Annotated in this window: 9 protein-coding genes; all 9 read right to left on the reverse strand. The window is 42.8% G+C overall.

The annotated features are described in order from the left end of the window. Positions 1–304 precede the first annotated feature (304 nt). Positions 305–790 carry a glutathione peroxidase gene (locus QUA90_RS14240; protein WP_333081401.1) on the reverse strand — a complete coding sequence of 162 codons (486 nt, stop codon included), beginning with the start codon at positions 788–790 and terminating at the stop codon, positions 305–307. A 392-nt stretch (positions 791–1,182) separates the two neighbouring features. Continuing rightward, a complete protein-coding gene (locus QUA90_RS14245) occupies positions 1,183–2,076 on the reverse strand; it encodes a DUF2382 domain-containing protein (RefSeq protein ID WP_333446120.1) in 894 nt (297 codons plus the stop codon). Positions 2,077–2,297: 221 nt separating this feature from the next. Next, a complete protein-coding gene (locus QUA90_RS14250; protein ID WP_333325001.1) occupies positions 2,298–3,158 on the reverse strand; it encodes a DUF2382 domain-containing protein in 861 nt (286 codons plus the stop codon). 395 nt (positions 3,159–3,553) lie between these two features. Beyond that, positions 3,554–4,069 carry a DUF1499 domain-containing protein gene (locus tag QUA90_RS14255; RefSeq protein WP_333389514.1) on the reverse strand — a complete coding sequence of 172 codons (516 nt, stop codon included), beginning with the start codon at positions 4,067–4,069 and terminating at the stop codon, positions 3,554–3,556. A 213-nt stretch (positions 4,070–4,282) separates the two neighbouring features. After that, on the reverse strand, positions 4,283–5,941 hold the full coding sequence (locus tag QUA90_RS14260) for an adenylate/guanylate cyclase domain-containing protein (protein WP_333324996.1): 1,659 nt from the start codon (positions 5,939–5,941) through the stop codon (positions 4,283–4,285). Next, positions 5,916–8,474 (reverse strand): response regulator, encoded by a 2,559-nt coding sequence (locus QUA90_RS14265; protein ID WP_333446122.1) that lies wholly within the window; start codon positions 8,472–8,474, stop codon positions 5,916–5,918. The genes QUA90_RS14260 and QUA90_RS14265 overlap by 26 nt, the downstream gene beginning before the upstream one ends. Beyond that, positions 8,471–8,863 (reverse strand): response regulator, encoded by a 393-nt coding sequence (locus tag QUA90_RS14270; protein WP_333081395.1) that lies wholly within the window; start codon positions 8,861–8,863, stop codon positions 8,471–8,473. The genes QUA90_RS14265 and QUA90_RS14270 overlap by 4 nt, the downstream gene beginning before the upstream one ends. A 415-nt stretch (positions 8,864–9,278) precedes the next feature. Further along, a complete protein-coding gene (locus QUA90_RS14275) occupies positions 9,279–10,703 on the reverse strand; it encodes a response regulator (protein ID WP_333324992.1) in 1,425 nt (474 codons plus the stop codon). A 7-nt stretch (positions 10,704–10,710) separates the two neighbouring features. Beyond that, complete coding sequence (locus QUA90_RS14280; RefSeq protein ID WP_445300109.1) at positions 10,711–14,655, reverse strand: PAS domain S-box protein; 3,945 nt, start codon at positions 14,653–14,655, stop codon at positions 10,711–10,713. Between the last annotated feature and the right edge of the window lie 15 nt (positions 14,656–14,670).

Raw genomic sequence — 14,670 nt, forward strand, 5'->3', positions numbered from 1 at the left:
CTTTAGGAAACGATGCCATGCCTACAAATAGCATTGCCAGACCACCTGCCAGAATTGCGAAGGCAAGTACACCTACAACTAAATCTAATCCCGATGTATTTTCCATTAAATTAAACCGTTCTCCAATTAAATACAATCATCGGTATTTGTTTATGGTTTAGTGCTTGCACACAAGGGGGAAGAGCAGAAGAAAAAAATAGCTTTCAACTTATTGGAAAAAAAGCCTATTAATTTCTTCCGTCTTCCCTAAACATCCATCCGTTAAATCAGTTAAATCCTGTACACTGCTTAGTTGCCGAACTTCTTATTTTGCCAATTCTCGATCGATAGCAGCGATTAGTTCGGGCGAATCGGGGCCAACACTGCTGCGGAATCTGGCCACCACTTCACCCTGTTTGCTAACTAAGAATTTCTCAAAATTCCAGGAAACCTCACCCTTGGGATCGACTGCATTCGTAAGCTTAGCGTACAGCGGGTGCTGCTGAGTACCTTTAGCGCGTACTTTGTCAAATAATTCAAAGGTGACGCCGTATTTGGTAGTACAGAAATTGACGATTTCTGGATTACTTCCGGGTTCTTGACCTCCGAAGTCGTTGCAGGGAAATCCTAAAACGCGGAGTCCAGCCTCGCTGTACTTCTTGCTCAATTCTTCGAGCCCTTTGTATTGAGGTGTATAGCCACATTTCGAGGCTACATTAACTATCAAGAGTACCTGGCCAGCGTACTCTCCTAGCTGCTTGTCTTCGCCTGCGATCGTTTTTACTTTAATGTCGGAGATTGTGCTTGGCATTTTCAAATACTTTTAAATTTTACCACCACAATTTTACCCCAAGTCGGTACAATTTTGTCTAGATGCCGATCACTAAAAATTTCAATATCCCGGTCGGGGCGGGTTGACGGGTATCGCGCTTATATTATAGATATGGGTGAACCCGCCCCTACCAAAATTACGGTTAATTTACCCAAGACGATATTAGTAGATGGCTGTGAAATTTTACCACAGCATCTATAACAATCCTTGCATCATTTGTGAATTTCTTACTCCCTCCCCTTGAGAAGGTGAGGGCTGGGGTGGGGTAAAAAGTTTACGACTCCGGCAAGGATTACTATATCCCCCCAGTCAGCTATTAGATTTAAGTTTCTTGCTAATAGCTAAAATCTACACCGAAAAGCACGAATATTTTAACTCTCTGAGTGGTGTTCCGTCATCCATTTTTGGTAAGTATCCTCCAGTTGCTTGTCTTCGAGAACGAGTTCGAGGCGGACTTTGACGCAACCGTGGCGGGGTTGAGATGCGATCGAATTTAAGATCCTGCTAGCTTTCTGCACAGAGGTAAATTCCGCCTTAACTGTCGGTTCATGGCGATCGCTCTTAACCTCCGTCAAATCTATACCGGTGATGTTTCCCTCGCCTAAATCTATTTCGGCCAACACCTTCGGATCGTCGCCGACTTGTTCGACAATCAGCTTTTCCCACTGGATGGGTACTTGTACCATCCGAGTTTCAATTTCTTTACGCACTATGACTTCGCCGACTTTGCGCTTGCTGCGATTGATCACCAATCGTTCTTCTAGCAGGCGAATTACTTCTTGATCGACAATATCGAAGTTGTCCTCATCCTCATCTGTCTCCAAATTGGGATCTGTGAGCTCGGCATCTGTTAGATTTGACATATCTGTTGAGGGATTGGTTAACTCACTGTTGCTAAATTCACTATGCGTTTCAGAGGCATTTTCTAAATACGGATGCGCGCCGTTTGCCGACACTAATGGCAGTATATCGACTTGATCCGAATTAATAGTTACAAACAGCGACTTTTGGTGATAATCGACTTTTTTGAGCAGCTTAATACTTAATAAAAAAGTGCGGGGATTTTCGCTACCTAACGCGGCTACCACAAAATTTAACTGACCGTTAGCATCAAAATAGACATCTTTAACTTGGCCGACCAAGTGACCTTGGTTGTCTTTGACGGTAAAACTTTTTAGCTTAGTTCTGACTTTTTCAGGAACCCGGTTGAGACGGGTTATTGATTTAGCAGTTGCTATCTTTTCTGCTGATGCTTGACCGTTCATTTTTTAAACTTTCCTGCTTAGGGATTTTTATTATGAATTGGTAAGGGGAAATTGGTAAAGGCGGGGAAAGTGCATAAACGTTGCCACAACTAGACAAGTTTTGTACCCCCCCCGCCGCTCACATAGGAATTGTGCGATCGCTACCAATCCAATCAAACCTGCGCGGTGACAGAATTATGTCATTAAGGCGCAATTCCTATGCAATAGCTGTTGCGGTTGGTTTAGATCTTTTGATTTGTATTATCTACAACCGCAGTTCCATCAGTCTTAACGTCTAATTCTTCACGACGCAAGGTTTCTTCGCCCTCAACCGTGCTGCGAACAACTTCTTTTCTGATGTTGACTTCTTCGCGCACGAAAGCTTCCTTGTGGATGTCGGCAGTTTCTTCGTAGACTTCCATGCGTGCAACTTCCCCTGATTGGAAGTCAGCCTCACCGACTGAAACTACTCGACCCGCTTCTACCGGGGTTACTCGATCGATTACAACTCGTTCTTTTTCAATGGGTACTGAAGCTCGCGCTGTTTCAGTTTCCACGCGCTTGCCAACTGCTACTTCGCCTGTTTTTGCGCGGTGTTTGTTGGCAATCAAGCGTTCTTCATAAAGCTTGAGATTTTGGTGCTGCTGTTCGTTGGTTTCGTAGAGAGGGCGGTCGATATCGTAGTTGTAGCTGCTGCGATCGTAGCTAGCAGGAGTTGCAGTGCTTGCAGCGGCAGTTTCTTGATTGCGGTAGACGCCTCTTACCTGTTCTTCGCGATCGTAATCTACTGCTTCTAATTCATTGTAAGCCGGCAATTGTTCTGCTTGAGCTTTGTTGCGAAGGCCTGTGGCGTGGACGCGACGGGCTCCGTAGTCGAAGCGGGCCGAGCCGATTGGCAACAATACTTTTTTGCCAAAAATCCAAATACCGGTATCAATTACCAGATAGCGGAAACGACCAGTGTCATCAACCAAAGCGTCATAAACCGTGCCTACTTTTTCATCAGAGTCGCCAGCATAAACATCAAATCCCTTGATGTCGTCTCCAGCAAAAATCTCTTCCTGATAGTTAGGATAAAATTCTGCTAATCTTTGAAGTGCCATGTGTTTTTTCCTCTTTGCTCTACTTAAATTAATAGTAGAAATTAATTCGCTAACTTCCCTCTCCCTAAAGTCAGAAGTGTATAATTTAGGTTGTTTAATACTATAGGAATACTACGGCATCTCTGCTTCTGTGCTAGCGCGCTCAGCTATTTTAAAGATTGTAAAACTATACAATCGTCAATCTTATAACAAGTATTAAAACTCAAAGCCATCCGTAGGAACAGGGCATTGCTGTGTCCTAGTCCCCCTGCCGGAGACTCCTTTGTGGTGTGCCTACTGTTAATAATTGTTAACTATGTGGTGACAAATCAACATTACCTAGTATAGTAATAGACAAAAATTAAAGTCCCTCATCTTGCAGGAGAGGGGCTTCGGGAAAGTTAGAAATTTTCAGTTCAGAGTTGATTGAATTGAGTTCTGATAGCTTCTATCCGACTGCGGTTAACTCCCATATCCGACTGTCCCAGACGGGAAGCCGATCGCACATGGATGACTTTTGCTGCATCATCTACCAAAAATTCCACGTCATCAACAAACCCCATCAAAGCACTGGTAAACTCCGCATAGAGGTAATTATCAGTTGCCGTGATAATTTTAGTTTTTCCATAGGACTCGATTACCCCTTTTAGCTTTACCATCGCTTCACTCTGGGACGAAGTGTATGCCAAAGGCTCAATTTTGTGTTCGGCATCTTGACTGAAGCTGCTGACGCAGTTGGGGGAACTCGGGCACGCTGCGAGTTTTCCTGACTGAATCCCGATATTGGCAGGTCTGGTTCCAGCAAACATTGTTTTTTCTCCGGGTATAGCGATAAAAGTAGCGATCGACAGTACCGCTACTGCTAGCAGTGATATTAAAATAACTAGGACTCTTTTCAACGCTGTCGGCGATTTTGTTTCAACTGTTTGCAAAGGATTAGCCCTCCAGAAAGTGCAAGTTGGATATAATACCAAATCCGGCTTAAATACCCCCTTTATTTCTTAGTCTGCGTGGGCGAAGCCTGCGCGTCAGCGCTTAGGCAGACTTCGTTTGTATAGTAGCGGTTTCAACCGCCGAATCATAAAGGGTATGGCAAACCCAGATTTGGTCTACTTTTCATATTAATTGAAATTGACCTCTAAAATTTAAAAAGATTTTTTTTGTTCTTCAATTAACCAGTAAGTCAGCATTCTTCCTTTACCTTTAACCGGGATATGACCCCGTTCTTCCAAAACAAACTGCTCTTTCAAACGCTCGTAAGTCGCAGCCGTCACTTGAATTTTACCCGGCAATCCGTTCGACTCCATCCGCGAAGCTACATTAACAGTATCTCCCCACAAATCATAGCTAAATTTACTAATCCCAATAATTCCAGCCACCACCGAACCGCTGTGAATTCCGAGTCGCAATTGAAAATTTTCTCCCATTTTGGCATTAAACCTCCTCAAAGCTGCCTGCATCTCCAAAGCTAAAAGTGCGATCGCCTCAGAGTGATCCTCCCGTGGCGTCGGCAAACCCCCAACCACCATGTAAGCATCCCCAATCGTCTTAATCTTTTCCAACCCGTGCAATTCAGACAACCTATCGAACTCCGAGAAAATCCCGTTCAAAATTTCTACCAACTGCGTCGGACTTTTGTGAGCCGAAAACTCTGTAAAACCCACCAAATCAGCAAACAAGACGCTCACATCATCAAAATGATCCGCTATCAACTTTTGCTCTTTTTGTAAGCGATCTGCAATAGGTTTCGGTAAAATATTGAGAAGCAATTTCTCGGTTTGTTCTTGCTGCACTTTCAGCGCTGCTTCAGCTTGTTTCCGCTGAATCAGCGAGCCTAGCTGCGTAGCAACCGCGCTCACTAATTCCAACAAGCGCGGCTGACATTTCAGAACTTTTTCCCGATAGAAAATCAAAATAGCTAACACTTGGTTGTCCGCCAAAATGGGCACCCCAAAAGCCGCTTTCAATCCCACACTAACCGCAATTTCCCCGCGTAAAAAAACTTGTTCCGGTGCGGTAGAAACATCATCGATCCATTCAGACTGCTGCGACTGCCAAATCCTACCTGGCAGTCCCACACCGGGAGCAAAAATCAACTGCCAACTTGTTTGTCGGAATTCGGCAAAACTGGAGTCGCTGACGTACCTGCCTGTAGCGCATTTTAAAAAGCCCTCACTGCAAGGAATCCAAGCTTCGCCCAGATTCCATTCAATAGTTTGGCAAATTAAACCTAAAATCACATCTATAGCCGACTCAAAATCCTCAGATTTGCTAATAGCTTGAGTGGCCTGCAGCAGCAACCTTGTTTCCATTTCCACCTGGTGGCGTTCAGCGATTTCCTGGTGCAACTGGATATTTTGAGCGGTCAATTTTTGATTTTTTTCTTGCAATTGCATTTGCAATGAACGCACAGTAAGTTGATTGCTCACTCGCGCCAATACTTCTTTCACCTGAAAAGGTTTGGTGATATAATCGGCTCCGCCAACTTCAAAAGCTTTTGCTTTATTTATTCCTTCTTCTAGCGCGCTGAGAAAAATGATGGGAATTTCCCTAAATTGCGATTGTGCTTTTAATTTTTTACATAGTTCGTAGCCGTCAATATCAGGCATCATAATATCAAGCAAAATCAAATCGGGGGGGCTAGATTGAATTGCATCTAACGCCGAAAAACCATTAGTAACAGGTCGAACCTTATAGCCATTTTTTTGCAAAATTCTAATCAACAAACGCAGATTATCTGGCGTATCGTCAACTACTAAAATATCTGCTTGATAGTTTTCAGTTTGTTCCGCCTTCATCTGCATTATCTGATTCCTCCGCCTCGGCAATTAAATTGAGAATTTTCTGGTAATCAAAATTATCGAGATGACCCTGGAGGATTTCCGCCAATTCAGGATGAGGCTCCCTTATTTCGTCGATTGTCCTGACAATTAAGTCAAAATCAGCACTGCGGATTACCTGCTTTATGTTGTCTATCCATTCTGCGGGAAGTGTAGGTAAATAAGCAAGCGCAGCATTAGGGAGGGAGCCAGATAAATTATTGCGATCGCCTATTGAGATAAAATCCCTTGAGTTAGAGTAGAGATACTTAACCCCCAAATGTTTGGTCAGGGTATCAAATATATCTGTTTTGCGGAAAGGTTTGCTAATAAAATCGTCGCAGCCGACCAGTAAAGCAAACGCTTGCCTTCCTTCAATTGTACTAGCTGTCAAAGCAATAATCTTCGGAATCGGGGAGTCGGGATGGGAAATATTCATTTCCCCCTCTTGCTCTCTCTGCTTGATTCTAGCCTTAATTTGTTTAGTAGCTTCGTAGCCGTCCATCACTGGCATTCGCACATCCATCAAAATTAAATGCGGATGCCAATTTTCCCACATTTCTATTGCTTCCTGACCGTTGGTGGCTTGTTCCACCGCGAAACCCAAAGGAGAAAGCATTTTGACTAAAAGTTGGCGGTTGTCTTCGCGATCGTCCACAATTAAAATCCGGTAGCACGGTTGATTGGGTTCCAACCCACTAACTTCGCGGTTAAGTTCCGGATCGGGAATCTCACCAACATTAACTGCACTGACTGGAATTTCAAATTTAAAAGTAGTGCCTACTTCCAGTTGACTTTCTACGACAATTTCTCCTCCCATCAGGCGGACAAATTGACGGCTGATTTTCAATCCTAAACCCGTGCCTTTCTGAATTTTTTTACCGGAAACTGTTTGCACAAAAGCCTTAAAAATATTTCCCAATTCTTCAGTAGCAATGCCAACTCCTGTATCTTCAATTTCAAAGAGAAGGAAAAAAATAGGCACAGTTGAATCCTCAGCCTCATCCCTCAATTCTACTCTGGCTAAGTTAGTGCTATTAATCGCAAATTCCCGAATGCTTCTTGTGGTATCAAAGCAAGCTGTAGGACTATCCAATAAATCCATAAATCCCGATTTCTCTAACTTTATAACTCTTAAGATGATTTCGCCTGTTTGGGTAAACTTAATCGCATTACTCAGAAGATTAATCAGCACTTGCCGCAGTTTAATATCATCGGTTCGCACGTACTGAGGAACGTCAGAATCGCGATCGAAACGCAACTGCAATTCTTGAGTTTGTGCCCGCAGTTGAAACATATCTTGCAAATCGTCAAGCAAGCGGTAGAGATCGAAGTTTTTCGGGTTTAGCGTCATCCGCCCCGCTTCGATTTTTGACAAGTCTAAGACTTCATTGATCAAGGTCAGCAAATGTTCGCCACTACGGCGAATAATTCTCATATTTTCTCGGTTTTCGACAGTCAGATCCGGGCTGGGTTCCATGATTTGTGCAAAGCCGAGTATAGAATTGAGAGGGGTGCGTAACTCGTGGCTCATATTGGCCAGAAACGTGCTTTTAGCTTTGTTTGCCGCTTCAGCAGCTAAGACGGCTTGTTGCAGTTGTTCTGTGCGTTCGTCAATTTGGGCTTCTAAGGTGTGGTGGTAATCTGCTAGTATTTTTTCGGCTTGTTTGCGATCGCTAATATCTTGAAAAGCTGCGATCGCATAAACAATATTTCCGCTAGCGTCAAAAATCGGCGTGGTATTGATCTCGATCGCAATTCTTTTGCCACCTTGACGAATTTCTACATCGTCAACCTTGACAGATTCTCCTTTCAGTGCGCGCAAAATTGGCAGATTATTCGGCGGATAAAGCTCATCACTATTGGCAACATAAAGTTGATAAGTGGCAGCTAATTGTTCCGCAGTGCTTTCCGGGATAGTGTCTGCACCCAGCAAATCCCGCGCTGTCTGGTTGAAATAGGCGATCGAGCCATCGGGATGATAAACAGATACCCCCACTGGTAAAGCTTCTAAAAATTGACTCAGGCGGCTTTCACTCGCAGACAGCGCCTCATTTGCTAGCTTTAACTCCTCGTTTACTTCTTGCCGCTTATGAATTTCATCTGTTAATTTTTGGTCTTGCAAGTAACTGTGAACTGCTTCTACTACCGTTAATTTTAAGTCTTCGTTTTGCCAAGGTTTAGGAAGATAACGGTACAATTTAGCATACTTGATAGCATTACTCAGGGCTTCCAAATCTGCTTGCCCAGTTAGCATAATAGTCAGCGTGTCCGGCGAGCTTTCGTGAATTCTTCTGAGCAGTTCATCCCCTTTAATATCCGGCATGATATAATCGGAAAGCACCAAAGCAATCTCGTATTCATCTGCCTGCAAATCAGCCAGCAACTCTAAAGCATCAGCCCCGCCTTCAGCGGTTTCAATTATACACCGATCGCCGATCGCCTTTTTCAGTTCAATCTTTAAACTGTTCAAAACATCAGGTTCATCATCAATACAAACAATCACAGGTTTTTTCATAATTTAGCCAGCCCAGATTTTATCGTCTCTATTAAGTCTTTGCTTTGCCAGGGTTTGTACAAACAACAGTATAAATCTGCTTCTTCTACTGCCCGCTGAACAGCCGCTGCATCCGCTTGTCCAGTCAACATCACTTTAATGATTTTAGGATATTTTTGGTGAACTTTAATTAAAAGTTCGTCACCTTTAATTCCCGGCATCAGCCAATCAGAAACAACCACAATCACCTGAGCTTTTTCTTGAAAGTCCTCCAGTAAATCTAAAGCTTCATCACCACTTTCAGCTAATTCATAAAAGTAATCATTTTTAAATTCCTTCTTTAGCTGAATCTTGAGAGTATTCAAAATATCGGGTTCATCATCAACGCAAAGAATTATAGGCTTATTCATCTTTTCCTCTCTGCTTAAATTTTAGTAGGTTTACCGACATGACTTGCTTTTACATTGCTTTTACATTATTGATTTCGGGGAAGTATGCAGGATATCTGTCCCCTATCTTATTTTAATAGGACTTCCGAAGATTAACCCGGTTTCTTGTAATAAATCTTGTATTTGTCAGCGAGACAGCAACGAGTGTCAATCGATTTTAGATTTTAGATTTTAGATTTTAGATTTTAGATTTTAGATTTTAGATTTTAGATTTTAGAATTGAAGCATTGACCTCACGGATAAATTCGGGGGGCAAGTTTCATCGGATACAGGTTTTTTATTTCTGGGTCCTGAGTCTGCGAAGGAATGAATCCGGGGGCTGGCATCCTGGATGCTTTCGGTCAGAGGGAATCTGCCCCCTACAGGTAAGTTTTGTTTAATAAATTGGCAGCGAGACTGTAAAAGTTGTCTGCCCCGGTACAGAATCTACAGCGATTGTGCCTTCGTGTTTTTCCACAATTTTTCTCACAATATCCAATCCCAAACCGCTACCTTCGCCCGCAGATTTAGTCGTAAAAAACGGCTGAAAAATTTTGGTAATAACTTCTGAGGGAATACCTTTGCCGTTATCAGTAAACTTGAGGAAAATATTTGCCTCTTGCTGCCGAGTTTCAATTGTCAAAATACCTTTATAATCCATTGCTTGCAGGGCATTATGAACGAGATTAGTCCAAACTTGATTTAAGTCATCGGGATAGCACATAATTTGGGGTAAATCTCCATAGTTTTTAACTACTTCTATACCGTGTTTTAGCTGATTTTGATAAAGGGTTAATACGGTTTCAATGCCATCATGCAAGTTCGCCTGGACTTTTTCTGGTTTGCTATCAAAATGAGCGTAGGTTTTTAAGGCAAATACTACTTTTCCCGACTTCGCTGTCGCTCTTTGTATCAGACTAATACTTTTTTTAAAGCTCGCAAACTGGTAAGCACTATTTAAAACTACTTCCCAATCCGGCGATTTAAAAAGTGGCAAGAACTCTTCTATATTTTCGTAGATTTCCATGTCAACTAAAGTATCCGCAATTTCCTCGGAGTTTTCCACAGCTTCTGCCATCAAATCCGCCGCCAACTGCTGTTTAAATTTGCGTTTTTCTCTGCTTGTGAATAAAACTTCTTGATGGGTTGTTCTGTACAGTAAAGCTAAAAAATAAGCTTTGCTTTCCTCAGAAAGTTGTTGATAAATTTCAGGAAATTTTTCTAAAAACTCGTCCGAAAAATTAGCTATATTATTAATAGATGAACCTATAATTCCCAGGGGGGTATTGATTTCGTGAGCAATGCCGGCAATCAGTTGTCCCAGGGCTGCCATTTTTTCCGATTGAATCAAATGCTCTTGGGTGGCTTGCAGTTCCTGCAGCGCCGCTGCTAAATCTTGATTTTTTTCTTGCAAAGTTTGTTGCAGTGAACAAATTTTTAAATGAGTTTCTATCCGGGCTAAAACTTCTTCAACCTGAAACGGTTTAGTAATAAAGTCAACTCCGCCCACTGCAAAAGCTTTAACTTTATCCAGCACGTCATTGATCGCACTAATAAAAATAACAGGAATGTTTTTGGTAATTTCAGAATCTTTGAGTTGCTGACAAACTTGATAGCCGTCCATTTCCGGCATCATAATATCCAGCAGCACTAGATCCGGGGGTATTTTTTGAGATGCAGACAATGCTAGCTTGCCATTGGGTACGGGGCGAACTTGATAGCCTTTTTCGCTCAAAATTCCTGCCAGCAACCGCAGGTTTTCTGGCGTATCGTCCACTACTAAAATATTAGCTCGATTGGTTTTAGGTGAAGTTGAATTCATCGGGTATTTACTGTTTCTCGCTGAGTTCGATTATGTTCAAAATTCTGTCATATTCAAAATTATTAATGCAATCTTGAAGCTTGCCCGCAAGAGAGGGATTGACAGTGCCGATTTGTGCGATCGAAGTCGCGATCGCCTCCATGTCCACACTCAAAATATTTTGCTTGAATTGGGCCATCCAGTCTGGAGAAAGAGAGGCGAAAGCCTCCGGTGTCAGCACCTCTTGACTTGACTCCTCTACACCTGTGGCACTTACTGCGGTTGGATCTTCATAAATATAGCGTACTCCTAAATGTTTTCCCATTGCCACAAAAATGTCCTCCTCTCGGAATGGTTTCCGCATAAAATCATCGCAACCCGCCGAAAGAATCACCGCCCGTTCTTCCTCCAAAACGCTAGCAGTTAGGGCTACAATCGCCGTTGCTTGCCCGCCAGTTGTAGTTTTAATCTGTTTGGTAGCCTCGTAGCCGTCCATGACAGGCATTCTCATGTCCATCCAAATCAGATGCGGTTCCCACTCCATAAAAATATCAACCGCTTCTTTACCGTTATTCGCTTCTCTCAACTCAAATCCGAGTGGACTCAGAAGTTTTACTAACAGTTGGCGGTTCAAAGGTTTATCGTCCACAATTAGCAAGCGATAACTCGGCTGATTCGGTTCGAGGGCAACAACTCGACGTTGAGTTTTTTTGCTTTCAATATCAGCAGCTTCAACCAGATGAACTTGGATATCAAACTGAAATACTGCACCCTTTCCGATCTCGCTGCTAACAGTAATTTCACCTCCCATTAATTGCACGAATTGGCGGCTAATAGCTAAACCTAAACCCGTTCCTTCCTGAGAATCTTTACCTGTTTTCGTCTGCACGAATGCTTCAAACAACTGATGGATTTCCTCAGCAGCAATGCCTGCACCAGTATCTTGAACTTCAAAATGCAGCCAGTAGCGGCCGGGTAATTGGTCAGTGCTCTTTTTATGTATATTCCGTCTTCCTCCTTTGACTTGCATCGACACTCCCCCTTCTGAAGTAAATTTAATTGCATTATTGAGCAAATTAATTAAGACTTGTCGCAATTTAACTTCATCAGTACAAATGTAATGGGGAACTTCGGCGTCTCTGTCGAAGATTAACTGCAAACCTTTTTGCTCAGCTTTGAGAGCAAACATATCTTCTAAATCGTCGATTATTTGGTAGAAATCGAAGTTTTTTTCATTAATAGTCGTGCGTCCGGCTTCAATTTTTGACAAGTCTAAAACTTGGTTAATTAAAGCCAGTAAATGTTCACCACTCCGCAGGATAATTCCAACATCTTCTTGATTTTCTTGAGACAACGTTTTACTGCGAAGCATGACTTGAGCAAAGCCGATGACCGCGTTCAGGGGCGATCGCAATTCGTGGCTCATATTGGCGAGAAACGTACTCTTCGCTTTGTTTGCTGCTTCGGCCGCTTCTTTCGCCTGCTGCAGTTTGATTTCCGCTTGTTTGTTATCAGTAATGTCTTTAATAAAACCTTCGTAGTAAAGTAGATTGCCTGCTTCATCGCAGGCAGCGCGACAATTTTCCGAAATCCAGATTATGCTGCCATCTTTGCGGTAAATTTCCGATTCAAAATTTGATAATATCCCGTACTCGTTCATCAGCGCTGCAAATTCGTCGCGGCGGTTCGGTTTCACGTAAAGCTGGTTATGGAAATTCGGCTGTGCTGCTATTAATTCTGTCGGCGAGTCGTAACCGTAGATGTTAGCTAAAGCGGGGTTAGCGCTGATGTATTTCCCATCAATAGCAGTTTGAAAAATTCCATTCAAAGCATTTTCATAAATGTTGCGGTACTTTTCTTCTGCTTCCCGAAGGGCAGTTTCTGCTTTTTGGCGCTCGGTAATATCGCTAGAAATCGACAAAAAACAAGCTTCTCCGTCAATATCGATGGTTTCTATCGACAGCAGTGCCGTTCTTTCTGTACCATTTTTATTGCGAAACCTCAGCTCATAATTGTGAAGAGCCGTCTTGTTTTTTAACATTTGAATCATGCGATCGCGCTCTGCTAAACTCGCCCAAAAATTGAGTTCTACCGCTGTTTTGCCAATGATTTCTTCGTGACTGTACCCCATCATCCGACAAAAGCTCTCATTGGCTTCTATGTGGCGACCATCGCTGATTCTAGTCAGGGTAATCGCATTAGGGCTTAAACGAAAAGCTTTAGAAAACTTTTCTTTTGCCTTGGCAAGATCGGCGGTACGTTCTGCAACTTGCAGTGCTAAATTGTCGTTGTATTCCCTTAATACTTTCTCCGCTAGTTTGCGTTCTGTAATATCTTGAAAAGCACACATTCCATAGATAATATTTCCTTGGGCGTCATAAATAGGAGTTCCCGAAATTTGCATGGGAACAGTTTTGTCAGCCGAGGAGATTTCAATGTCATCAACAGTGACACTTTTGCCCTGTAAAGCATTTAACATTGGGTCGCGTTCCGCCGGATAAATTTCCTGAGTTCCAGCTAAATAAGCTCCGTAGGATTGGCGCAAATTTTCGGAATTTGTTGCCACAATTCCTTGACCTAAAAGCTGCTCTCCTATAGGATTAATGTAGTGAGCTTGACCGTTTGGCTCTGCAATAAAAATCCCTAGCGGTACTGCATTAAAAAATTGTTTTACTCGGTTTTCGCTTTCCGACAGAGAAGTAAATGAATGCTGCAATTGCTCGGCCATGCTGTTAAAAGCAGTGGCAAGTTCTCCGAGTTCATCTTCGCGATTCAGAGTGAGCTTTGTATCCCATTCATTCCGCGCCAAAGCTTTCGCCGCCGCATTCAATCTTAAAATCGGCCGCACCACCCATTTAGCAGTAAGAATCCCCAGAATTGTCGCCCCAATCAAAGCTGCAACCGACAGCAAAAAAGTCGTGCGCGTATTGGCGTTAATTTGTTCCATAAAGTCCGATTCTGGCACAACTACTACAATCAGCCAATCCAACCCTCGATCGTCTTTAAAAGGAGCTACCTGAATAAAATTTCGCTTGCCATCAACATCAAAAGTAAGTTGTTGAGAATTATTGATTTTAGCTAAGCTATCGTAGGATTTATCTAAATATTGTGCAGTTTGGCTAATTACCCGATTCTCGCTTTCTGAAGCTTTAATGCGCCTTGTTTCTTTACCTTCCACCACGAATTCTGGACTCGCCGTTGAAGTGGCAATTAACATCCCCGATCGCTCCATGACAAAAGTTTGTCCTGATTTTCCTATTTTTAGGCTAACCAGAAATTCTTTGATTCTGGAAAAGAGCAAATCGCTGCCAGCTACTCCTAACAATTTGCCAGCATCGTCATAGATAGGCAAAGCAGCAGTAATTGCCAGTTCCCTCGTCAAAAAATCTGTATAAATTGGAGTCCAAATAGGTTTTTTTGCGGCAGTGGCAGCTAGGTACCAAGGACGAGTTCGCGGGTCGTAAATATTGGGTGAAATTTGGACTAATTGAACACGGTTTCCCTGAGAGTCCGCAGTATATCGACCTAATTTATTGCCAGTAGAGCTGTCAGCAGCAGATATCAAAATCCCATCTTTAGTGCGGATTGCTCCAGAGTGTTCTCCATTTTCTTTGCCTGTGTAAATGATGCTGATCGAATCAAAATATTGAATTTGTTCTAGGAAATGATGTTCTAGTTTTTGCTTGTCTTCTAGGTTCAACTGCCCCAGTTTTATGCCTTGAACGTTCAGGTGATTGACAATGTGGGGAATTGACATATAATGTTCCATGCGGTCTTTGATGCGATCGCTAATTTCTCCCCGCAACTGAGCGGCAACATCGTTGACTGCCCGCTGACCGTTTTGGAAAGATAGCCAACCTACAAGTCCTACCGTGCCGACAATTTGCACTAAAAAAGGAACCACGAGCACCGTTTGTAATGGAACTTTGCCGATAATTTTTGTAGCTAAACTATTGAGGGGTTTAGGAAACATATTCATCCTCAGAGG

The sequence above is a fragment of the Microcoleus sp. D3_18_C4 genome (assembly GCF_036702355.1).
Classification (GTDB): Bacteria; Cyanobacteriota; Cyanobacteriia; order Cyanobacteriales; family Microcoleaceae; genus Microcoleus.

Coding starts and splice junctions, on each gene's coding strand:
- QUA90_RS14265 (WP_333446122.1), bottom strand. CDS start 8,474: ATGAAAAAACCTGTGATTGTTTGTATTGATGATGAACCTGATGTTTTG.
- QUA90_RS14260 (WP_333324996.1), bottom strand. CDS start 5,941: ATGCAGATGAAGGCGGAACAAACTGAAAACTATCAAGCAGATATTTTA.
- QUA90_RS14270 (WP_333081395.1), bottom strand. CDS start 8,863: ATGAATAAGCCTATAATTCTTTGCGTTGATGATGAACCCGATATTTTG.
- QUA90_RS14250 (WP_333325001.1), bottom strand. CDS start 3,158: ATGGCACTTCAAAGATTAGCAGAATTTTATCCTAACTATCAGGAAGAG.
- QUA90_RS14280 (WP_445300109.1), bottom strand. CDS start 14,655: ATGTTTCCTAAACCCCTCAATAGTTTAGCTACAAAAATTATCGGCAAA.
- QUA90_RS14275 (WP_333324992.1), bottom strand. CDS start 10,703: ATGAATTCAACTTCACCTAAAACCAATCGAGCTAATATTTTAGTAGTG.
- QUA90_RS14245 (WP_333446120.1), bottom strand. CDS start 2,076: ATGAACGGTCAAGCATCAGCAGAAAAGATAGCAACTGCTAAATCAATA.
- QUA90_RS14240 (WP_333081401.1), bottom strand. CDS start 790: ATGCCAAGCACAATCTCCGACATTAAAGTAAAAACGATCGCAGGCGAA.